Origin of the sequence: Pseudomonas sp. L7 (assembly GCF_046605565.1) — a bacterium.
Taxonomy (GTDB): domain Bacteria; phylum Pseudomonadota; class Gammaproteobacteria; order Pseudomonadales; family Pseudomonadaceae; genus Aquipseudomonas; species Aquipseudomonas wayambapalatensis.
Genome location: NZ_CP176784.1, coordinates 1537687 through 1557795, shown reverse-complemented (window position 1 = coordinate 1557795; position 20109 = coordinate 1537687). Strand labels below are relative to the sequence as shown.

General features: G+C 64.2%; 20 protein-coding genes. 8 read left to right on the top strand and 12 right to left on the bottom strand.

Features of this window, described 5'->3' with window-relative positions:
• Positions 1-190: 190 nt before the first annotated feature.
• The gene (locus ACK3BK_RS07410; protein ID WP_411384009.1) at positions 191-1663 is read left to right on the top strand and encodes a nitrous oxide reductase family maturation protein NosD; all 1473 of its coding nucleotides are present in this window, start codon (positions 191-193) and stop codon (positions 1661-1663) included.
• A gap of 126 nt (positions 1664-1789) precedes the next feature.
• Complete coding sequence (locus ACK3BK_RS07405; protein ID WP_186666897.1) at positions 1790-2170, top strand: hypothetical protein; 381 nt, start codon at positions 1790-1792, stop codon at positions 2168-2170.
• Here the strand turns inward: ACK3BK_RS07405 and ACK3BK_RS07400 are convergent, their stop codons facing one another.
• Complete coding sequence (locus ACK3BK_RS07400; RefSeq protein WP_411384008.1) at positions 2171-3007, bottom strand: S1 RNA-binding domain-containing protein; 837 nt, start codon at positions 3005-3007, stop codon at positions 2171-2173. It abuts the gene before it with no gap.
• A gap of 124 nt (positions 3008-3131) precedes the next feature.
• Here ACK3BK_RS07400 and ACK3BK_RS07395 point away from each other — a divergent pair, with 124 nt between their 5' ends.
• A complete protein-coding gene (locus ACK3BK_RS07395; protein WP_186666898.1) occupies positions 3132-3992 on the top strand; it encodes a DUF6279 family lipoprotein in 861 nt (286 codons plus the stop codon).
• A gap of 123 nt (positions 3993-4115) precedes the next feature.
• On the opposite strand, the gene aceK is transcribed toward ACK3BK_RS07395, so the two are convergent.
• Positions 4116-5831: a bifunctional isocitrate dehydrogenase kinase/phosphatase gene (aceK, locus tag ACK3BK_RS07390; protein ID WP_288377739.1), complete on the bottom strand. Its 1716-nt coding sequence runs from the start codon at positions 5829-5831 to the stop codon at positions 4116-4118.
• A gap of 151 nt (positions 5832-5982) precedes the next feature.
• On the opposite strand from aceK, the gene ACK3BK_RS07385 reads away from it, so the two are divergent.
• Positions 5983-6858 carry a DMT family transporter gene (locus tag ACK3BK_RS07385; RefSeq protein WP_186666900.1) on the top strand — a complete coding sequence of 292 codons (876 nt, stop codon included), beginning with the start codon at positions 5983-5985 and terminating at the stop codon, positions 6856-6858.
• Between the two features lie 22 nt (positions 6859-6880).
• Here the strand turns inward: ACK3BK_RS07385 and ACK3BK_RS07380 are convergent, their stop codons facing one another.
• The 4 genes from ACK3BK_RS07380 to cysK form a co-directional block, all read right to left on the bottom strand.
• Positions 6881-7762, bottom strand: a complete 882-nt coding sequence (locus ACK3BK_RS07380) for a DMT family transporter (protein WP_186666901.1) — start codon at positions 7760-7762, stop codon at positions 6881-6883.
• A gap of 113 nt (positions 7763-7875) precedes the next feature.
• Positions 7876-8037: a hypothetical protein gene (locus ACK3BK_RS07375; protein ID WP_186666902.1), complete on the bottom strand. Its 162-nt coding sequence runs from the start codon at positions 8035-8037 to the stop codon at positions 7876-7878.
• Between the two features lie 119 nt (positions 8038-8156).
• Positions 8157-9092, bottom strand: a complete 936-nt coding sequence (locus ACK3BK_RS07370) for an aspartyl/asparaginyl beta-hydroxylase domain-containing protein (protein ID WP_186722132.1) — start codon at positions 9090-9092, stop codon at positions 8157-8159.
• Between the two features lie 179 nt (positions 9093-9271).
• Positions 9272-10246, bottom strand: a complete 975-nt coding sequence (cysK, locus tag ACK3BK_RS07365; protein WP_186709782.1) for a cysteine synthase A — start codon at positions 10244-10246, stop codon at positions 9272-9274.
• 135 nt (positions 10247-10381) lie between these two features.
• On the opposite strand from cysK, the gene ACK3BK_RS07360 reads away from it, so the two are divergent.
• From ACK3BK_RS07360 to ACK3BK_RS07350, 3 genes are all read left to right on the top strand, one after another.
• The gene (locus ACK3BK_RS07360; RefSeq protein ID WP_186666904.1) at positions 10382-11455 is read left to right on the top strand and encodes a DUF748 domain-containing protein; all 1074 of its coding nucleotides are present in this window, start codon (positions 10382-10384) and stop codon (positions 11453-11455) included.
• Positions 11456-11665: 210 nt separating this feature from the next.
• Positions 11666-12511, top strand: coding sequence for an AAA family ATPase (locus ACK3BK_RS07355; protein WP_054895020.1), 846 nt, complete (start codon positions 11666-11668; stop codon positions 12509-12511).
• Positions 12512-12521: 10 nt separating this feature from the next.
• Positions 12522-13700, top strand: coding sequence for a vWA domain-containing protein (locus ACK3BK_RS07350; protein WP_054895021.1), 1179 nt, complete (start codon positions 12522-12524; stop codon positions 13698-13700).
• A gap of 162 nt (positions 13701-13862) precedes the next feature.
• Here the strand turns inward: ACK3BK_RS07350 and ACK3BK_RS07345 are convergent, their stop codons facing one another.
• The 4 genes from ACK3BK_RS07345 to ACK3BK_RS07330 are packed head-to-tail and all read right to left on the bottom strand — an operon-like array spanning position 13863 to position 17555.
• Entirely contained in the window at positions 13863-14780 is a 918-nt protein-coding gene (locus ACK3BK_RS07345) for a biotin-dependent carboxyltransferase family protein (protein WP_411384007.1), read from the bottom strand.
• Entirely contained in the window at positions 14777-15472 is a 696-nt protein-coding gene (gene pxpB, locus ACK3BK_RS07340) for a 5-oxoprolinase subunit PxpB (RefSeq protein ID WP_186722135.1), read from the bottom strand. Before pxpB ends, ACK3BK_RS07345 begins: the two co-directional genes overlap by 4 nt.
• Before the next feature lie 10 nt (positions 15473-15482).
• Complete coding sequence (locus ACK3BK_RS07335) at positions 15483-16259, bottom strand: 5-oxoprolinase subunit PxpA (protein WP_186709781.1); 777 nt, start codon at positions 16257-16259, stop codon at positions 15483-15485.
• A gap of 9 nt (positions 16260-16268) precedes the next feature.
• Positions 16269-17555: an MFS transporter gene (locus tag ACK3BK_RS07330; protein ID WP_186666909.1), complete on the bottom strand. Its 1287-nt coding sequence runs from the start codon at positions 17553-17555 to the stop codon at positions 16269-16271.
• A gap of 150 nt (positions 17556-17705) precedes the next feature.
• Between ACK3BK_RS07330 and ACK3BK_RS07325 the strand changes: the two genes are divergently transcribed.
• A complete protein-coding gene (locus tag ACK3BK_RS07325; RefSeq protein WP_411384451.1) occupies positions 17706-18617 on the top strand; it encodes a LysR family transcriptional regulator in 912 nt (303 codons plus the stop codon).
• A gap of 182 nt (positions 18618-18799) precedes the next feature.
• On the opposite strand, the gene ACK3BK_RS07320 is transcribed toward ACK3BK_RS07325, so the two are convergent.
• Both ACK3BK_RS07320 and ACK3BK_RS07315 read right to left on the bottom strand, forming a co-directional pair.
• On the bottom strand, positions 18800-19321 hold the full coding sequence (locus ACK3BK_RS07320) for a DUF2937 family protein (protein WP_186666910.1): 522 nt from the start codon (positions 19319-19321) through the stop codon (positions 18800-18802).
• 9 nt (positions 19322-19330) lie between these two features.
• Positions 19331-20098: a class II glutamine amidotransferase gene (locus ACK3BK_RS07315; RefSeq protein WP_411384006.1), complete on the bottom strand. Its 768-nt coding sequence runs from the start codon at positions 20096-20098 to the stop codon at positions 19331-19333.
• Positions 20099-20109 lie beyond the last annotated feature (11 nt).

Here is a 20109-nt window from a genome sequence, read left to right as displayed (position 1 = left end):
GTGAACCGTGTCGACAAAAGGTGGACCGGTTCGCTTGCGCAAGAGTTTCAACAATTTCTCGGGCACCAAGCCGAACGGCAAACAGCGGGCGAATACCGCACCGAATTGTCCCAGCGCCGCTGCGCACTCGGAAGGCGCAGCTCTAGAATCCGGCCATTCATAAAAACAACAGTTCGTGGAAACCTTGCACATGCGATTGATACCCCTACTCGCGGCCATGCTGCCGTTACTTCCCCTGCCCGCCCTCGCCGCCGCCCCGACCACCGTGCAAACCTTGCGGGTCGAGCGCTACACCGACGACGACCAACCCGGAACCCTGCGCTGGGCCCTGGAAACCAGCAACCGCAACCCCGGCCACTACCGCATCGACATCGCCGCGGTCGGCGAGCCGCCCTACGTGATCCGCCCGAGCCGGCCACTGCCTGAAATCAAAGGCCCGGTACGCATCACCGGCCTGGCCTGGGCACGTGACGGCCAGTACATCGCCATCGACGGCGCCGGCTATATCAAGGACCAGGGGGTACGCACCTGCCCAGGCGCCCTGCCCGGCCAGTTCGGCACAAATGTGCGCACCACCACCAACCCCGGCCTGGTGCTGCGCGACACCCAGGGCGTGCACCTGAGTGGCCTGGAAGTGCGCAACTTCTGCATCGGCATCCTGGTCAACCGCGCCAGCGGCAACGTGATCGAAGACAACCGCATCGTCGCCAACAAGGGTGGGGCCGGGATCATGCTCACGGGCGATGACGGCGCGGGCAACCCGACGGCCACCACCACACTCAACAACAAGGTGCTGCGCAACCAACTGGTCGACAACGGCGACGGGCTGGAGCTGACCCGCGGCGCCGCGTTCAACCTGGTGGCCGACAACCTGTTCCGCTCCACCGACGCCAACCCCGAGCCTTCCCAGGGCATCGAGATCCTGCTGGGCAACGACAACAGCGTGGTGCGCAACCGCTTCGAGAACTACTCCGACGGCCTGCAGATCAACTGGGGCAAGCGCAACTACCTGGGTGCCAATACCTTCACCGGCAACTCCATCGGCATCAGCGTGACCGGCGAGGGCAACATCCTCGACGGCAACCTGATCCACGGCAACCGCATTGGCGTGGCCCTGCGTCCGGAGCCGGAAGTCACCGCCACCCGCGTCACCGCCAACCGTATCTGGGGCAATGGCCTGGATATCCGGCGCTGCGAAGCGGGTGGCTCGTGCGTCGCGAACCAGCGCACTGGCGCGATCATCTTCGGTGTGCCGGCCCAGGCCCACGCGCTGTACGTCGGTTCGCGCGGTGTCGGCGCGGAACTGGCGAAAAAGGACCAGGCGATCATCTGCGATGGCAGCGGCCAACCCCAGCCGTGCCAGCCGCTGCCCAATCACAATCAGCAGGCGCCGCGTCTGATCGGGCTGGCCGGGCAGATGCTGCAAGGTGAAGTGCAAGGGCCGGCATCCAGCCTGCTGCGCATCGAGGTGTTCGGCAATGCGGCGGCGGATGGGCGGGAGGCGGAGCAGTATCTGGGCGAGGTGCTGGTCGCCAGCGATGCCCAGGGCAAGGCACGGTTCGAGAAGAGGCTGGACGGCAGTGACGGCTTGAACAGCTTCACCGCGACGGTGACCACAGCCGATGGCGCGACCTCGGAGTTGAGCCAGCCGTTGCGGCGCTGAAGCTCAGGGCCTCTTCACGGGCAAACCCGCGAGGAGGCCGACCCAACCCACCCCACAACCCTTGCCGCGCCCCGCGCCACCCCGCACAATGTCAGGCCTTTCTGGCGTCAACCCGCAGGAACCTGCATGAAACTCGACAAACCCACCGCCATCGCCCGGCGCAACCAAGCGCTGAACCGGCCGGTGCTCGACCGCGACAACACCCTGTTCGCCATCCTCGACAAGAAACGCAACCTGTGGTGGTTCGAGGTGCCGGTGGCATTGCTGCGCAAAGGCCAGCCCGATTGGGTCAACCTGCTGCTGCACTCCCCGGAAACCGACGAACTGCAGCACTTGAAAGTGCCGGTCAACTTCCTGCGCGCGCATCAGGAACAGATGGAAGTCCGCCACCCCGGCAAGCGCCGCTCGACCATCAGCCTGGCGCTGAGCGCCGACCGCGACTCGCTGCTGCGCGACACCCGCCCAGGCGGTGAGCAACTGGACTTCAGCACCTTCGTGCAGGCCTGATCAGGCCCGCTCGATGCGATCGTCATGGATGACGATCAGCCCCTGCTTGAACAGCCCGCCAATAGCCTTCTTGAAATTGCCCTTGCTGACGTTGAACAGCTTGACGATCACTTCCGGTGCGCTCTTGTCGCACACCGGCAGCACGCCTCCGGATTCGTCCAGGCGCTTGAGGATCTGCTCCTGCAGGCTGTCGGCCAAGGCCGCGCCCACCGGCTGCAGACTCAGGGCGATCTTGCCGTCGTGGCGCACTTCCTTGATGAAGCCCTTCTCGTGCATGCCCGAGCGCAGGAACTTGAACACTTCGTTCTTGTGGATCAGGCCCCAGTGGCGGTTGTTGATGATCGCCTTGAAGCCCATTGGCGTCTCGCCCGCCACCAGCAACTCCACCGGCTGGCCCGCCTTGTAGTCGGCCGGGGTACGGTCGAGGTAGCGGTCCAGGCGCGCGGTGGCGGTGATGCGTCGGGTGCGCTTGTCGAGGTAAGCGTGCACCACGCAGTAATCGCCGATCTTCAACTGCTGCGCCTCTTCCGAGTAGGGCATCAGCAAGTCCTTGGACAGGCCCCAATCGAGGAAGATACCTGCACCGTTGATGTCCTTGACCTTGAGACTGGCGAACTCACCGACCTGCACCTTGGGTTTCTCGGTGGTGGCGATCAGCTGGTCTTCGCTGTCGAGGTAGATGAACACGTTCAGCCAGTCGTCGAGCTCGAGCTCGGCGTCCTTGGGGAAGTAGCGCCTGGGCAGGAGGATCTCGCCGTCGGCGCCGCCGTCCAGGTAAAGACCGAACTCCACGTGTTTCACGATTTGCAAACTGTTGTAACGCCCAAGCAGAGCCATTTCCGATGTTCCTCAAGACAAGGCGGCTATTCTACACCTGAAGCTGCCCGGCTGCCCGATCCGTGGGAACCGCCGAGCGCGGCGCGTATCTATTGCCTGGCAAGCAACCTGCAAGGATTCGCTCATGCCTGTCCGTCTGCCCAGAGCCCTGCTGCTCATTCTCGCGTTTGCCCTTACGCTCGCGGCCTGCAGCCGTATCGACCTCGCCTACCGCAACCTCGACCGGCTGGTGCCCTGGTCGCTGGGCGACTACTTGGACATGAATCGCCAGCAGAAGGCCCTGCTCGACGAACGGCTCAAGGAACACCTGGCCTGGCACTGCAAGACACAGCTGCCCGGCTACCTCGACTGGCTCGACAAGGTGCGCCTGATGGTTGCCAACCAGACCGTGACCGACCAGGCCCTGCAGCAGCGCACTACCGAGGCGCGCCAGGCCATTGGCCGGGTCGCCGAAGAAATCACACCCTCCGCGACCGAATTGCTGCGCGGCATGAGCGACGCGCAGGTCGCCGAAATGCGCAAGGCGTTCGATGACGACATTGCCGAACGCCAGAAACAGTATGTCGACACTCCGCTGCCCAAGCAGATCCAGGCGCGCGCAACGCGCATGGAAAAACGCCTGACGCCGTGGCTGGGCGAACTCAATGCCCGCCAGCGCCTGCGGGTGATGATCTGGTCCCAGGCCCTCGGCGATCAGAACAGCGAGTGGATCGCCAACCGCCAAGCCTGGCAGCAGCAGTTGGTGCTGGCCATGGAGCAACGCCGCTCGCCAGCGTTCGAGCCGCGCCTGGCGCAGCTGCTGCAGCGCAAGGAGAGCCTGTGGTCACCGGCCTACCGCATGGCCTTCGAGAACACCGAACTGCAGGCACGCAGCCTGCTTGTCGACCTGATGCAGCAGAGCAGCCCGGCGCAGCGGCAGTTCCTGCAGGATCGGCTGGCCAAGGTACGTCGTGACTTCAGCGAGCTGAAGTGCCTCAAGGGGTGAGGGTCGGGATGGCCTTTTCGCGGGCAAGTCGCAGCGGCGAACCGCCGCTCCTACAAGGGCGGTGGAGGGGGTGTAGGAGCGGGCTTGCCCGCGAAAAGGCCACCACCGACTCAACTGACACCCTCACCTGCCCCTGCGCCGATAGGGGAATACATCGATCACCTTCCCCGCCCGTATCGCCCCCTGCAATCCCTGCCAGTAATCGGCGTCATACAGCTCCCCATGCAGCCGGCTGAACAAGCGGCGCTGGCCGATATCGGCGAACAGGAAGGGTGGGAACTCCTCGGGAAACACATCGTGCGGCCCGATCGAATACCAGGGCTCGCCAGACATCTCATCTTCCGGGTAGCGCGGCGGCGGGATATGGCGAAAATTCACCTCGGTGAGATAGCTGATCTCGTCATAGTCGTAGAACACCACCCGCCCATGCCGGGTAACCCCGAAGTTCTTCAGCAGCATGTCGCCGGGAAAGATGTTTGCCGCCGCCAGTTGCTTGATCGCCAGCCCGTAGTCCTCCAGCGCTTCGAGCACCTGGGCCTCGCTCGCCTGCTCCAGGTACAGGTTCAACGGCGTCATGCGCCGTTCGGTCCAGCAGTGGCGGATCAGCACGCTGTCACCCTCCACCACCACCGTCGAAGGCGCGACCTCCAACAGCTCGGCCAGGCAATCGGCTTCGAACTTGGCCACCGGGAAGCGAAAATCGGCGAACTCCTGGGTGTCGGCCATACGCCCCACGCGATCGACACTTTTCACCAGCCGGTATTTTTCGATCACGGTGGCCCGGTCGACGGTCTTCGAGGGTGAAAAGCGGTCCTTGATGATCTTGAACACGGTATTGAAGCCCGGCAGGGTGAACACACTCATCACCATGCCACGCACGCCAGGCGCCATGACGAAACGGTCATCGGTACTGGCCAGATGATTGATCAACGCGCGGTAGAACTCCGACTTGCCATGCTTGTAGAAGCCGATCGAGGTATACAACTCGGCAACGTGCTTGCCCGGCAGGATGCGCTTGAGAAAGTTGACGAACTCCGCCGGCACCGGCACATCGACCATGAAGTACGAGCGGGTGAACGAGAAGATGATCGACACCTCGGCCTCGTCGGTGATCAGGGCATCGGCCTCGATGCCATGGCCCTCGCGGTGCAGCAGCGGGATCACCAGCGGCCATTGCTCGTCACGGGTGTACAGGCGCCCGACCAGATAGGCGCCCTTGTTGCGGTACAGCACCGAGGAAAACAGCTCCACGGCCAACGCCGGGTCCTTGCATACCCAGTCGGGCAGGCAGTCACGCAGTTGCTCCTCAAGGCGCATTAGATCGGCGTCCAGCTCGCCGTAGGGCACTTCGAAAGCATGGTCGGCAAGGATCGCCCGCAACAGGCTGCCCAGGCCATCGCGCAGGTGATAGGTGCGGGTCTGTGCAGCGCGCTCGCGGCCGCGCATGGCCGGACGGGTGGTGTGGATGAACATGCAGCCGTCGCTGATCAGGTCGTGGCTGAACAGGCTGCAGAACAGGGAGTTGTACCAGGTCTCGGCCAGCTCATCGTCCAGGCGCGGGTCGATCAGGCGGATATAGGCGCTCTTGACCAGCGGCCACTGTTCCACGTCCAGCAGCAGCGAGGCGTCGAAACCCTCGCGCAACCAGCCGTTGACCTCGGCGACCTTCTCTTCGTACAGGTTGATCCGCGCAGCAGCGGCCTGCTGGATCGCCTGCCATTGCGCCTGTTCGAAGCGTTCGCGGGCGCCCAGGGTGATGCGGCGAAAGTGTTCGCGGTAATTGTCGAAGCCATCGAGGATCATCCGGGCGATGGCTGCAGCGGGCCAGGGCTGGGGCATGCTGAGGGGCTCGTTGGGTGCGGAATGAAAAGAGCTTAGTCGGGTGTCGGCCTTTTCGTGGGCCGACACAATTGCCAAAGCAAGAAAGCAGAAGAAACACCCCCGACAGCTGACGTACACTCGCGCCCCTGCCCAGAACCCGGAGATACCCGTGAGCCCCATCGCCCTCGCCCGCCTGCTGACCCTTGCCGCCGTCTGGGGCGCGAGCTTCCTGTTCATGCGCATCATCGCCCCTGAACTGGGTACGGTGCCGACCGCTTTCTTTCGCGTCTCCATCGCCTGCCTCGGCCTGATCGGCATCCTCGCCGCAGCCAGGGTGCGCTGGGACTTCCAGGGCAAGCTCGGTGCCTGCCTGGTGCTGGGCATGATCAACTCGGGCATTCCGGCGACCTTCTATTCGGTCGCCGCGCAGGTATTGCCCGCGGGCTATTCGGCAATCTTCAACGCCACCACACCGCTGATGGGCGTGCTGATCGGCGCGTTGTTCTTCCGCGAAAGTATGACCCTGCCCAAACTGTGCGGGATCTTCCTGGGCCTGTTCGGCGTCGGCATCCTCAGCGGCGCAGGCCCGGTGGCGCTGGACATGGCACTGGTGCAAGGCGCCCTGGCCTGCCTTGCGGCGACCACCTGCTATGGCTTCGCCGGTTTTCTCGCCCGGCGCTGGATCGGCGGCCTGGACAGCCGCCTGTCGGCCCTGGGCAGCATGCTGGGAGCGACCTTGCTGCTCAGCCCGCTGTTTGCCTGGAGCGCCCTGACCCAGCCACCCGCCAGCTGGGGTGGCTGGTCGGTGTGGCTGTCGTTGCTGGGCCTGGGGCTGGTGTGCACGGCCTTCGCCTACATCCTGTACTTCCGCCTGCTCAACGAAATCGGGCCGGTCAAGGCCAGTACCGTGACCTTCCTGATTCCGGTGTTCGGGGTGCTGTGGGGAGCCTGGTTGCTGGATGAGCCCCTGTCGTTGGCGCACCTGTATGGCGGGGTCCTGATTGCCGCAGCACTGTGGTTGGTGCTGCGGCCGGCGCGTGCCTGAAACCGTACCGCCGCAGGCGGTATCAGGCCTCGGCCATCTTCACCCCAGGCTTGCGGAACACGAACAGCAACCCCACCACGATCAGCCCCATCCCCAGCAGGCTCAGCGGCGCCAGGCGGTTACCGAAGATAAGGAAATCCATCACGGCAGTCACTGCTGGCACCAGGTAGAACAGGCTGGTGACATTGACCAGGTTGCCTCGGGCGATCAACCGATAGAGCAGCAGCGTCGCCAGCAACGACACCACCAATCCCATCCACAGCAGGGCGCCGACGAAGCTGGCGCTCCATTCGACGTGCAGCGGCTGAAACGGCGCAAACACCGCACACAGGGCAAACCCTGCGAGGTATTGCAGCGGCAAGGTCCCCATCGGATTGTCGGTGATGCGCTTCTGCAGGATCGAGCCGAACGTCATGCTGGTCAGCGCCAGCAGGGCAAACAGCATCCCGGCAAGGGAAACCCCACCCAGGTTGATGCTCTGGTAGACCACCATCACCAGGCCGCCAAGCCCCAGGCCCAGGCCGAACAGACGGCTCCATGAGCGCTGACGCTCCATCGACACCACCGTGAGGATTGGTTGCACCCCCATGACCGTGGCCATGACACCGGGGGTGACGTGGGTGTTGAGCGCCAGCAGGTAAAAGATCTGGTACGCACCGAGCAGCACGCAACCGGTGCCCAGGGCACGCAGGATACCGCCGCGACTGCGCGGCCAGCGCAACCCCAGCAAGGGGCCGATCAGCAACAGCCCTGCCAGGGCCAGGGCCGAGCGCAGCAGCAGGAAGGCGAAGGGGCTGGCCTGGGCCAGGCCGAGCTTGGAGACGATCGCCCCGCTGCTCCACAGCAGGACGAACAGGCTGGTAGTGGCCGCCGAGGCCACGGATGCTTTGGAAAGGACAGACATGTAGTGCCACCTGAGTATTGGGCAAAAGCCAAACGGTGGGCGCGCTTCAGCGAGCAAAGAGGCCGACCGTGTTCAGTAGGTTGCGAGTGCGCGTGGGCCGGCGAGAACGCCGATCAGCCCAGCACGACCACGCAGCGGGGCGGGGATACGCCGCCGACGACGCCACTGACAGGTGGTGGGTAGTGACTGATCATGGCCGGCTGCTGGCTGCCACGCACGACAACGCCCGCAACAGGCGCGAGAACGTAGGCGGAGGTGGAAGGGATGGCTGGCATGAACAGGTCTTCGGGGAAGATGGATGTTTCGGAATATATCGGTGAATGCGGGACAGGGCAACACCCTGGATTGATCGGACAGACCTCTTCGCGGGCAAGCCCGCGAAGAGGTCAACGAATCAGAACAACCAGCGATACAGCAGGTAGGCCACCACCACCGCCAGCACCGGCCGCAGGATGCGGTAGGCCTTGGGGTTGGAGCGCTTGAACTGCTTCACATGGGTGCTGATGCGGTTGCTGAAGCGCTTGCTCCAGGCATAGGCCTGGTTGATCCCGCCCACCCGCTCGTCGTCAGTGTTCTGCGGCGCGGTGGCGCGGCCAAGGAACGCGCTGACCTTGCGGTTGATGCGGGTCATCAGCGGGCTGTTGAGCGGACGCTCGACGTCACAGAACAGGATTACCCGCGTCACGTCGGTTTCGTTCTTCACCCAGTGCACATAGGTTTCATCGAACATCACGTCTTCGCCGTCACGCCAGGCATAGGCCTGGCCATCGACGTAGATGCGGCAGTCATCGGAGTTGGGGGTCGAAAGCCCCAGGTGATAGCGCAGGGAGCCGGCAAACGGGTCGCGATGCGGGTTCAGGTGGCTACCGCCAGGCAACAGGGCGAACATTGCACCTTTGACGTTGGGAATGCTGCTGACCAGTTCGACGGTACGCGGGCACAGGGCCTCGGCGGACGGCAGCGGCTTGTCGTACCACTTGAGGTAGAACCGCTTCCAGCCCTTCTTGAAGAACGAGCCGAAGCCGGCGTCGTTGTCTTTTTCGGCTGCGCGAATATACCCCTCGTCGAACAGGCGCATGGCCTCTTCGCGGATCTCCTGCCAGTTATCCTTGAGCACATCCAGTTCCGGGAACCGCTGGCGATCCAGGTAAGGCTTGGACGGGACGCCGGAGAACAGGTACATCAGGCTGTTGTAGGGGGCGAACAGCGCCGAATGGTTGACGAACTGGCGCAGTACCGGCAGGCGTGCCTTGCCGCGCAGGTGTACGAACAGCACACTGCCGAAGAACACCAGCAGGACACCCGCCTTGGCGACGAAGGAAAAGGTCATGCAACACTCCTTGACGGGGAAATCAGGCCATCCCCAGATAGCCGGACATGATAAACCCATCCGGGCCGGGTAAAAACAGCCCGCACCGGATCACAGTGTCACGGATTGTGCAGCAAACCGAAACCGTCGGCATTGCCCAGGATCAGCGTTGAGGCAGGGGCGCTAGACGCCCCTGGGCTTCACTGCTGGTTTTCCTGCTCGCTGAACATGTCGCTGAACAGCATGCTCGACAGGTAGCGCTCGCCCGAGTCCGGCAGGATCACCACGATGGTCTTGCCCTGCATCTCCGGTTTTTCCGCCAGGCGCACGGCCGCCGCCATCGCCGCACCGCAGGAGATACCACACAGGATCCCCTCCTCCTGCATCAGGCGGATGGCCATGGCCTTGGACTCTTCATCGGTGACCTGCTCGACCTGGTCGACGACCGACAGGTCGAGGTTCTTCGGCACGAAACCTGCGCCGATGCCCTGGATCTTGTGCGGGCTGGGCTTGAGTTCCTCGCCGGCCAGGGTCTGGCTGATCAGCGGCGAAGCCACCGGCTCCACAGCCACCGACAGCAGCGGCTTGCCCTGGGTGTGCTTGATGTAGCGCGACACGCCGGTAATGGTGCCGCCGGTGCCGACACCTGCGACCAGCACATCAACGGCGCCGTCGGTGTCGTTCCAGATCTCGGGGCCGGTGGTCTTCTCGTGAATCGCCGGGTTGGCGGGGTTTTCGAACTGCCCTGGCTGGAAGTACTGCGCGGGATCGGAGGCGACGATCTCGTTGGCTTTCTCGATCGCACCTTTCATGCCCTTGGCAGGGTCGGTCAGCACAAGCTCGGCGCCCAGTGCCTTGAGCACCTTGCGCCGCTCCAGGCTCATGGAGGCCGGCATGGTCAGAATCAGCTTGTAGCCGCGCGCCGCAGCAACGAAGGCAAGGCCGATGCCGGTGTTGCCCGAGGTGGGTTCGACAATGGTCATGCCCGGTTTGAGCTTGCCGCTGCCTTCGGCGTCCCAGACCATGTTCGCGCCGATCCGGCACTTCACCGAATAGCCCGGATTGCGCCCCTCGATCTTGGCCAGAATGGTCACCCCGCGCGGGGCGATGCGGTTGATCTGCACCAGCGGCGTGTTGCCGATGGAGTGGGCGTTGTCGGCGTAGATACGGCTCATGGCAGGGGTCCTTGAATCGTTGGAAACAGGCGGGAAAGCTTCAAGGGTAAGCCTGCCCCGGCAGCCCGTAAAGCCCGTTCGAACCAAGCCCGGCGCCTGGCGGTCAACCGCACAACCTGCCCTGGAGAGCTTGCGATGAAAGCCCGTTATCGCTGGCCGCTGATCGGCCTGGCCGGCCTGATCGTGCTGCTGGTGGCCCTGCATCTGGCCCTGCCCTACCTGGTGCGCGACTACCTGAACGACAAGCTCGCCGACATGGGCGACTACCGCGGCCAGGTCGCCGACGTCGATCTCGCCTGGTGGCGCGGTGCCTACCAGATCAACGGGCTGAAGATCGTCAAGACCACCGGCAAGGTGCCCGTGCCGCTGCTCGATGCGCCGCTGATCGACCTGTCGGTCAGTTGGCATGCGCTGTGGTACGACCAGGCCGTGGTCGCCGAGGTGGCGTTCGTGCGGCCCGAACTCAACTTCGTCGATGGCGGCAGCAAACAGAACTCGCAGACCGGCCAGGGCACCGACTGGCGCCAGCAACTGGAGAAACTGCTGCCGATTACGCTCAACGAAGTGCGCATCGAAAACGGCACCCTGACCTTTCGCAACTTCAACTCCAAGCCGCCTGTGGACCTCAAGGCCATCCAGCTTCAGGCCAGTATCCGCAACCTGACCAACGTGCGCGACGAAAAGGGTCGGCGTGACGCCAGCTTCGAGGCCACCGCCCTGATCGCCGGAGATGCCAAGGTCGAAAGCCGCGCCACCTTCGATCCGTTCAGCGACTTCGACGACTTCGAGTTCCGCCTGCGCGCCGAGGGCCTGGAACTGCGTCGACTCAATGACTTCGCCAGCGCCTATGGCAAGTTCGATTTCAATGCCGGGCACGGCGACCTGGTGATCGAGGCCCAGGCCGAGAACGGTAGGCTCAACGGCTATATCAAGCCGTTGCTGCGCGATGTCGATGTGTTCGACTGGCAGCAGGATGTCGAAGACAAGGACAAAGGCTTCTTCCGCTCGATCTGGGAGGCGGTGGTCGGTGCCAGTGAAACGGTGCTGAAGAACCAGCCGAAGAATCAGTTCGCCACCCGCGTCGAGCTCAGTGGCAGCGTGCATCAACAGAACATCAGCGCATTCGAGGCGTTCCTGCAGATATTGCGCAATGGTTTCGTCCAGGCATTCAACGCCCGCTACGAGCAGCCGCCACCCAAGGCTGACTGAAACCGGGGTGACGGGCCATTCAGGGACTGAATACCCGGTCTGCGTTTGCAGCCGCCTGGGGCCGCGTTATAGTCGGGGACACATCATAGACATGAGTTCTCGGTGTCGGCCTTTTCGCGGGCAAGCCCGCTCCCACAAGGTACTCTCCCCTGTAGGAGCCAGCTTGCCCGCGAAAAAGCCAGCACCGACACCCCGCAGAGGATCGGCTCCATGAAATTCGAAGGCACCCGCAACTACGTCGCCACCGACGACCTGAAGCTGGCGGTCAACGCGGCCATCACCCTCGAACGCCCGCTGCTGGTCAAGGGCGAGCCGGGCACCGGCAAGACCATGCTGGCCGAGCAACTGGCCGAATCTTTCGGGGCACGCCTGATCACCTGGCACATCAAATCCACCACCAAGGCCCACCAGGGCCTCTACGAATACGATGCGGTGAGCCGCCTGCGCGACTCGCAACTGGGCGTGGACAAGGTCCACGATGTGCGCAACTACCTGAAGAAAGGCAAGCTGTGGGAAGCCTTCGAGGCCGATGAGCGCGTGATCCTGCTGATCGACGAGATCGACAAGGCCGACATCGAGTTCCCCAACGACCTGCTGCAGGAACTCGACAAGATGGAGTTCTACGTCTACGAAATCGACGAGACCATCAAGGCGAAACAGCGCCCGATCATCATCATCACCTCCAACAATGAAAAAGAGCTACCCGACGCCTTCCTGCGCCGCTGCTTCTTCCACTACATCGCCTTCCCCGACCGCGAAACCCTGCAGCGCATCGTCGATGTGCACTACCCGAACATCAAGCAGTCGCTGGTCAGCGAGGCGCTGGACGTATTCTTCGACGTGCGCAAGGTGCCGGGCCTGAAGAAGAAGCCCTCCACCTCCGAGCTGGTCGACTGGCTCAAGCTGCTGATGGCCGACAACATCGGTGAGGCGGTGCTGCGCGAGCGCGATCCAACCAAGGCCATCCCGCCGCTGGCCGGTGCCCTGGTCAAGAACGAGCAGGACGTACAACTGCTGGAGCGCCTGGCCTTCATGAGCCGTCGCGGCAACCGCTGAGGGGCTGGCCATGCTGCTCAACCTGTTCAATGAAATGCGCGCGGCCAAGGTGCCGGTGTCGGTGCGCGAACTGCTCGACCTGCTCAACGCCCTGCAGCAGCGTGTGGTATTCGCCGACATGGACGAGTTCTACTATTTGGCGCGGGCAATCCTGGTCAAGGACGAGCGCCATTTCGACAAGTTCGACCGCGCCTTCTCGGCTTATTTCAAGGGCCTGGAGAACCTCGACCGCCACCTGGAAGCGCTGATCCCCGAAGAATGGTTGCGCAAGGAGTTCGAACGCTCGCTCAGCGATGAAGAGCGCGCGCAGATCCAGTCGCTCGGCGGGCTCGACAAGCTGATCGAGGAATTCAAGAAGCGTCTCGAGGAGCAGAAGGAACGCCACGCCGGCGGCAACAAGTGGATCGGCACCGGCGGCACCAGCCCGTTCGGCTCGGGCGGTTTCAACCCCGAGGGCATCCGCGTCGGCGAGGCCGGCAAGCGTCAGGGCAAGGCGGTCAAGGTCTGGGACCAGCGCGAGTACAAGAACCTCGACGACCAGGTCGAGCTGGGCACGCGCAACATCAAGCTGGCCCTGCGTCGCCTGCGCAAGTTCGCCCGCGAGGGCGCCGCCGAGGAGCTCGACATCGACGGCACCATCGACCACACCGCCCGCGATGCCGGGCTGTTGAACATCCAGATGCGTCCGGAACGGCGCAACACGGTCAAGCTGCTGTTGCTGTTCGATATCGGCGGCTCGATGGATGCCCACGTGAAAGTGTGCGAAGAGCTGTTCTCGGCCTGCAAGACCGAGTTCAAGCATCTGGAGTACTACTACTTCCACAACTTCGTCTACGAATCGGTGTGGAAGAACAACCTGCGCCGCACCTCCGAGCGTTTTTCCACCTTCGACCTGCTGCACAAGTACGGTGATGACTACAAGGTGGTGTTCGTCGGCGATGCGGCGATGGCGCCCTACGAGATCACCCAGCCGGGCGGCAGCGTCGAGCACTGGAACGAAGAGGCCGGGTATGTGTGGATGCAGCGCTTCATGGAGAAATTCAGGAAGATCGTCTGGATCAATCCTTACCCGAAACAGACCTGGAACTACACCGCCTCCACCCAGCTGGTGCGTGAGCTGGTCGAGGACCGGATGTTCCCGCTGACCTTGCAGGGGTTGGAGGAAGCGATGAGGTACTTGTCCAAATAGGTTCGCGGCGTCTGTACCGAGCCTATCGCGGGACAAGCCCGCTCCCACAGGGATAGGGCTGGCTTTTAGATTTTGAACAAGACAGTTTCTCCCACAGATACCCTACCGTCCCTGCGAACAGTGGGTTATCTGTGGGCTTGCCCCGCGATAGCGCCCGAAAGCTCACGCCCAGCGCTGCAGATACCCCTGCTGCTCCCGCCAGGCCGTCTCCTGCACCACCGCCCGAAACCGCACCACCGCCCCCGGCATGCACTGGGCCAACTGCGCCAGCGCCAGCGGCGTCAACGCCCCCAGCCGCGGATAGCCGCCAATGGTCTGGCGATCATTGAGTAGCACGATCGGCTGCCCATCCGGCGGCACCTGCACGGCGCCCAGCGGAATACCTTCGGAAATCATCGGCGCGCCCTGGTAGACCAGTTGCGGCCCCAACAGGCGGCTGCCCATGCGGTCGGCACGGCTGTCCAGCGTCCAGTCGCTGTTGAAGGCCTCGAACAGGCTGGTGCCGCTGAAGTCGCCGATCTGCGCGCCCATCACCAGGTCCAGTACCGGCTTGGCCGGATACAGCGGACGCAAGGCTTCGGGTACTTCACGCAAGGCCGGGGCGCCCTCGGCAAAGCGCAGAGCCTGCCCCTTGGCCAGCGCCTCGCCGCGCCCCTCGATGCCACCGAGCGCTTCACGCGCCACCGTCGAACAACTGCCCAGCACGGCTTCGCCGGCAAAACCGCCCGGTGCCGCCAAGTAGGCACGTATCCCCTGACGCGGCTGCCGCAGCGTCAGCCGTTGGCCCTTGTGCAGGGCGAAGCTGCGCCAGGGCGCCAGCGGCTGGTCGTCGATCCTGGCGTCCAGATCGGCGCCGGTCAGGGCCAGCACACAGTCCTGCTCGGCGAGCAGGCTCAAACCACCCAGCGCCACCTCCACCACTGGCGCGTCCAGGGCATTGCCCAGCAGCCAGTTGGCCCAGTTCATCGCCACCCAGTCCAGCGCTCCGCCCTGGGTCACACCCAGATGCCGCACACCCAGGCGCCCGGCGTCCTGTAGCTGGCACAGCGCGTTGCTGGCTTCGATCCTCAACTGCCTCATGCCAGCGCCTCCAACGGACGGTCATCGCCGCCCAATGCCATGAATTCGGTGTGCGACACCGCCACGAAACGTACCCGATCCCCCGGCTGCAGCAGGCTGTAGCCATCACGCTCGCGGTCGAACAGACGCACCGGCGTGCGCCCGATCAGGTTCCAGCCCCCCGGCGACACCGCAGGGTAAGCCGCCGTCTGCCGCTCGGCGATGCCCACGCTACCGGCTGCGACACGCTTGCGCGGTGTGCTCAGGCGCGGCGTGGCCAGACGCTCGTCCACCAGCCCCATGAAACCGAACCCCGGTGCGAAGCCCAGGGCGAACACCGGGTAGTCACGCGCGCAGTGCAGGCGGATCACCTCGTCTTCGCTCAGGCCACTGCGTGCGGCCAGCAGCGCAAGCTCCGGGCCGACGCTGGCGTGGTACCACACCGGAATCTCGTGACGCCGACCACTGTGGCCTGTATCCGGCTGCAAGCCTTCCAGCGCCTGGCCAATTCGCGCGCGCGCCTCACCTGGCGCCAGGTCCGACTGCAGCATCAGCGTGGTGTAGGACGGCACCAGGTCGATCAGGTGCTCACCGAACGCTGCGCGCAGGCGCTGGCTGGCGGCGAGGATCCACGGCATGTTGCCCTCATCGATGGTGTCGAACAGCCGCACCATCAGGCTGTCGATCGCCACCACTTCGATACGTGGCTTCATCGCGACATCCTCATGCCTGCAACGCGTCGAGGGCCTGGCGGATCTGCCGCACCGCAGCCACCGAGCTTTCGTTGTCGCCATGCACACACAAGGTGGCAGCATTGAGCCGCAGCGCGCTGCCATCATTGGCCACCAATGCCTCGCCACGGGCCAGGCGCACGGCCTGTTCGACCACCAGGGCCGGGTCATGATGCACGGCACCGGGCAGGCGACGCGACACCAGGTGGCCGCTGGCGGTGTAGGCGCGGTCAGCGAACGCTTCGAACCACAGCGGCACCCCGATCTCGTCGCCCAGGGCCTGTGCAGCGCTGTCGTCGGCAGTGGCCATCAGCATCAGCGGCAGGTCTGCGTCATAAGCGGCCACAGCCTCCAGCACCGCGCGCAGCTTCTGCGGGTCGGCCATCATGTCGTTGTACAGCGCGCCGTGCGGCTTGACGTAGGCCACGCGGCCACCGAGCACCTTGCAGATGCCGTCCAGGGCGCCGATCTGGTAGTGCAGCAGGTCGCGAATCTCGTCGTCGCTGCAGGCCATCGAGCGGCGGCCGAAGCCGACCAGGTCCGGGTAGGCCGGGTGCGCACCGATGGTCACGCCATGCTGCAGCGCCAAGGCCACGGTGCGGCGCATGGTGCCGGGGTCGCCGGCATGGTAGCCACAGGCGATGTTGGCGCAGTCCACGAAGGGCATGACCTCGGCGTCCAGGCCCATGCGCCAGTTGCCGAAACTCTCGCCCATGTCGCAATTGAGAAGCAGGCGGTTCACCTGTCGAACTCCTGTTGTGCTGTTCATAGGTCTACCTTAACGCGCCTTCAGTTCTTTGCCGCGGGTTTCTGGCAGGCTCAGGGCGGCGACGATCACGATGCCATAGGACACCGCAGCGAATGCGCCGATGCCCAGGCCCAACGGGATCTTCTCGCCGAGCAGGCCGATCAGCAGCGGGAACATCGCCGCCAGCACCTTGCCGACGTTGTAGCAGAAACCCTGCCCCGAGCCGCGGATGCGCGTGGGGAACAGTTCGGTGAGGAAAGCCCCCATGCCGCTGAAGATGCCCGAGGCGAAGAAGCCCAGCGGGAAGCCCAGCCACAACATAACGCCGTCACTGACCGGCATCTGCGTGTACAGCAGGACAATGACGAACGAACCCACCGCGAACAGGATGAAATTCTTGCGACGCCCCAGCAGGTCACTGAGGTAGGCGCTGATCACATAGCCGATGTAGGAGCCGACGATGACCATGGCCAGGTAGCCACCAGTGCCCAGCACGCTCAGGCCACGCTCGTTCTTGAGGAAGGTCGGCAGCCACGAGGTGATGGCGTAGTAGCCACCCAGGGCGCCGGTGGTCAGCAGCGAAGCGCGGATCGTGGTCCAGAGCATGCCGGAGGCGAAGATTTCGTAGAAGTGCGAAGGCGCTTCAGGCTTTTCCGCGCTCTTGGCTTCGCGGTAGACCTCCGGGTCCTTGACCATGCGGCGCACGAAGATCACGAAGATCGCCGGCAACAACCCGAGCAGGAACAGCGCACGCCAGGCCTGTTCGGCCGGCAGCCAGGAGAACAACAAGGCGTAGAGGATCGCGGTCAGGCCCCAGCCGATGGCCCAGCCCGATTGCACCATGCCCACTGCCTTGCCGCGGTCCTGGGCACGGATCACCTCGCCGATCAGCACTGCACCGGCGGTCCACTCGCCACCGAAGCCAAAGCCCATCAGGGTGCGGGCGATCAGTAACTGCTCGTAGCTCTGGGCGAAGCCGCAGAGGAAGGTGAAGAAGGCGAACCACAGCACGGTCAGTTGCAGGGTACGTACGCGGCCAATGCGGTCGGAGAGGATACCGGCGACCCAGCCGCCGATGGCCGAGGCGATCAGGGTGCTGGTGTGGATCAGGCCGGCTTCGGCAGTGCTGATGCCCCAGATCATGATCAGGGTGGGGATGACGAAGCTGAGCATCTGCGTGTCCATGCCGTCCAGGCCATAGCCGATCTTGCAGCTCCAGAAGGTGCGTCGTTGCTGGGAGTCGATGTCACGGTACCAGGCAAAGGGCCCGCCCGAAGATCGGGCGGGTGCCTGCTGCTGTACGCCGGTGGGGTTCATGGATGCCTCGGCTTGTTGGTATTGTTTGAGGAACGACTGCGTGGTCGCGGCCTGGACGCTATTGTTCAAAGCCCGCGCAACCTGCGTCCAACGAGAAAAACCGTCGGTCTGGAACAAGAAAACCTGATCGCCCTGCCCTGCGAGCACGAGATGAACCTGCGATTTCTCGAAACCTTCGTCTGGGTCGCCCGGCTCAAGAGCTTTCGCCTTACGGCCGAGAAGCTGTTCACCACCCAGGCCTCGGTGTCCAGCCGCATCGCCGCGCTGGAGGCCGACCTGGACGTGAAGCTGCTGCTGCGCGACTCGCGCGGCGTCAGCCTGACACCGGAAGGCAGCAAGGTGCTGGAGTACGCCGAGCGCATGCTCGACACCGCCAAGGCGATGAAACAGTCGCTGGGCGGCGAACGGGCCGTGGTCGGCCGGATCCGCCTGGGGGTCATGGACACGGTGATCCACACCTGGATGAGCGCCTTGGTGGCCGAGTTGACCGAGCGCTACCCGCAGGTGGAAATCGAGTTGGTCGCCGACACCTCGCTGAACCTGCGCGACCAGTTGCAGAAGGGTTTTCTCGACGTGATCCTGCAGACCGACCTGCTGCGCCAGGAAAGCATCCGCAGCCTGGACCTTGCGCGCTACCCGATGGGTTGGATCGTCGCCACCGGCTCACCGCACCATCGCGACTATGCATCGCTGGCCGAACTGGCGCGCGAGCGGATCATCACCTTTTCGCGCAACTCACGGCCGCACCAGGAGGTGTTCAGCCTGCTGCAGAGCGCGGGGAGCGAGACGCCGCGGCTGAACTGCGTGAACTCGGTGTCGGCCATCACCCGGTTGCTGCGCGACGGCTTCGGCATCGGCGCCCTGCCCCCGGCGCTGGTCGCCGCAGAGCTGGCACGCGGCGAACTGGTGCTGCTGACCGGGCTGCAGCCACCGCCTAGCCTGGAGCTGGTGGTGTCGTGGCAGACCGGGGTGGAGCTGGTCGATGAAGTGGTGGGGTTGTGCCGGCATGTGCTGGAGCGCTATGCGCAGGATGTGGGGGTGCAGCGGATCGTGCTGGTCTGAGCCAGGGATGTGTCAGTTTCGACCTCATCGCGGGACAAGCCCGCTCCCACAGGGATTGAGCTGGCCTTTAGATTTTGAACAGGACAGTAGCTCCCGCAAGGTCCAACACTGTGGGAGCGGCGGTTCGCCGCTGCGACTTGTCCCGCGATGAGGCCCGCCCCGGGCAACGAAATACCGGCAGCCTAGCGCCAGCTTTCCTTCACCGCCCGACGCCGCCCGCCCAGGATCACCCAACCGATCCCCAGCAACAGGCTCTCGACCAGGAACGCCAGCAGGAAGCCGCTGGCAATCCCCCAGCCGATCGCCTCGGGCACCAGCAGGATCTGGTAGCTATAGCCCTTGAGCGTCTCTTCGCGGAGCTGCGGATCGGCCTGCACCAGCACATGCCAGCTGCGGCTGGCCCAACTGCCTTGCAGCGCCTGCCATTCGTTTTCCAGCAACTGGTTGCGAATCATCAGGCTTTCGATGCTGTTGGCGTCACTGTTGAACACCGGGTCGTCGCTGGTACGGTAATGGCGCACCAACGCCTGCAGATCGCCCTTGAAGAAGCGCTCGGCGGTTTCCTGGAAGCCCGCCAGCGCTTCGCGCGACTCGAGCATGTGCGCCTCGACCCGCTGGCTGTAGTCCTTGACCAGGCCGGGCACCTGGACACCGGCCAGCAGGCCGAAGGTGAACAGCAGCAAACGCAGGTAACTTCTGAACATGCTCTGTCCTTAGCCTTTGGCGACGCACTCGCCGTGCCGCCACAGGGCCCATTGACCCGGCTCGTAACGCTGCCAGGTCTCGTTTTCGGTCAGGGCCTCGGTGGCGATCACCGTGACCACGTCATTGGGCGTGGTTTCCGATTGAAAATCCACGATCAGGTCGACATCCTTCAACCGCGCGGCACCAAAAGGCGCGCGTCGGGTGATGTGTACCAGCTTGGTCGAACAGAAGCAGAACAGCCAGTCGCCGTCGCTGAGCAGGTAGTTGAACACGCCCTTCGCGCGGTAGCCTGCGCAGGCCTCGACCAGCACCGGCAGCAGCGCCTCGACCTCGACGGGCTCGGGGAATGCCGCACGCACGCGGTTGAGCAGGTCGCAGAAGGCGGCTTCGCTGTCAGTGTCGCCGACCGGGCGGTAGAACGTCTTCTCGCCACTGAAATCGGCGAGCTGGCCGTTGTGCGCGAAGCACCAGTTGCGCCCCCACAGCTCACGCACGAAGGGGTGGGTGTTGGACAGGCAGACCTTGCCGACGTTGGCCTGGCGGATATGGCCAATAACCACTTCGCTCTTGATCGGGTAACGCTGCACCAGGTTGGCCACCTCCGACTCGCTGCTCGCGGCCGGGTCCTGGAACAGGCGCAGGCCACGCCCTTCGTAGAAGGCAATGCCCCAGCCGTCGCGGTGCGGCCCGGTACGCCCGCCGCGCTGCATCAGGCCTGTGAAGCTGAAGACGATATCGGTGGGGACGTTGGCACTCATGCCCAGCAATTCACACATTGGCGAGGGCT

What these genes read in the sequence shown, in the direction of transcription:
- ACK3BK_RS07400 (WP_411384008.1), bottom strand. Translation starts at nt 3,007, where the DNA reads ATGGCTCTGCTTGGGCGTTACAACAGTTTGCAAATCGTGAAACACGTG.
- ACK3BK_RS07350 (WP_054895021.1), top strand. Translation starts at nt 12,522, where the DNA reads ATGCTGCTCAACCTGTTCAATGAAATGCGCGCGGCCAAGGTGCCGGTG.
- ACK3BK_RS07315 (WP_411384006.1), bottom strand. Translation starts at nt 20,098, where the DNA reads ATGTGTGAATTGCTGGGCATGAGTGCCAACGTCCCCACCGATATCGTC.
- ACK3BK_RS07360 (WP_186666904.1), top strand. Translation starts at nt 10,382, where the DNA reads ATGAAAGCCCGTTATCGCTGGCCGCTGATCGGCCTGGCCGGCCTGATC.
- ACK3BK_RS07375 (WP_186666902.1), bottom strand. Translation starts at nt 8,037, where the DNA reads ATGCCAGCCATCCCTTCCACCTCCGCCTACGTTCTCGCGCCTGTTGCG.
- ACK3BK_RS07345 (WP_411384007.1), bottom strand. Translation starts at nt 14,780, where the DNA reads ATGAGGCAGTTGAGGATCGAAGCCAGCAACGCGCTGTGCCAGCTACAG.
- ACK3BK_RS07335 (WP_186709781.1), bottom strand. Translation starts at nt 16,259, where the DNA reads ATGAACAGCACAACAGGAGTTCGACAGGTGAACCGCCTGCTTCTCAAT.
- ACK3BK_RS07380 (WP_186666901.1), bottom strand. Translation starts at nt 7,762, where the DNA reads ATGTCTGTCCTTTCCAAAGCATCCGTGGCCTCGGCGGCCACTACCAGC.
- aceK (WP_288377739.1), bottom strand. Translation starts at nt 5,831, where the DNA reads ATGCCCCAGCCCTGGCCCGCTGCAGCCATCGCCCGGATGATCCTCGAT.
- pxpB (WP_186722135.1), bottom strand. Translation starts at nt 15,472, where the DNA reads ATGAAGCCACGTATCGAAGTGGTGGCGATCGACAGCCTGATGGTGCGG.
- ACK3BK_RS07355 (WP_054895020.1), top strand. Translation starts at nt 11,666, where the DNA reads ATGAAATTCGAAGGCACCCGCAACTACGTCGCCACCGACGACCTGAAG.
- ACK3BK_RS07370 (WP_186722132.1), bottom strand. Translation starts at nt 9,092, where the DNA reads ATGACCTTTTCCTTCGTCGCCAAGGCGGGTGTCCTGCTGGTGTTCTTC.
- ACK3BK_RS07405 (WP_186666897.1), top strand. Translation starts at nt 1,790, where the DNA reads ATGAAACTCGACAAACCCACCGCCATCGCCCGGCGCAACCAAGCGCTG.
- ACK3BK_RS07325 (WP_411384451.1), top strand. Translation starts at nt 17,706, where the DNA reads ATGAACCTGCGATTTCTCGAAACCTTCGTCTGGGTCGCCCGGCTCAAG.
- cysK (WP_186709782.1), bottom strand. Translation starts at nt 10,246, where the DNA reads ATGAGCCGTATCTACGCCGACAACGCCCACTCCATCGGCAACACGCCG.
- ACK3BK_RS07395 (WP_186666898.1), top strand. Translation starts at nt 3,132, where the DNA reads ATGCCTGTCCGTCTGCCCAGAGCCCTGCTGCTCATTCTCGCGTTTGCC.
- ACK3BK_RS07320 (WP_186666910.1), bottom strand. Translation starts at nt 19,321, where the DNA reads ATGTTCAGAAGTTACCTGCGTTTGCTGCTGTTCACCTTCGGCCTGCTG.
- ACK3BK_RS07410 (WP_411384009.1), top strand. Translation starts at nt 191, where the DNA reads ATGCGATTGATACCCCTACTCGCGGCCATGCTGCCGTTACTTCCCCTG.
- ACK3BK_RS07330 (WP_186666909.1), bottom strand. Translation starts at nt 17,555, where the DNA reads ATGAACCCCACCGGCGTACAGCAGCAGGCACCCGCCCGATCTTCGGGC.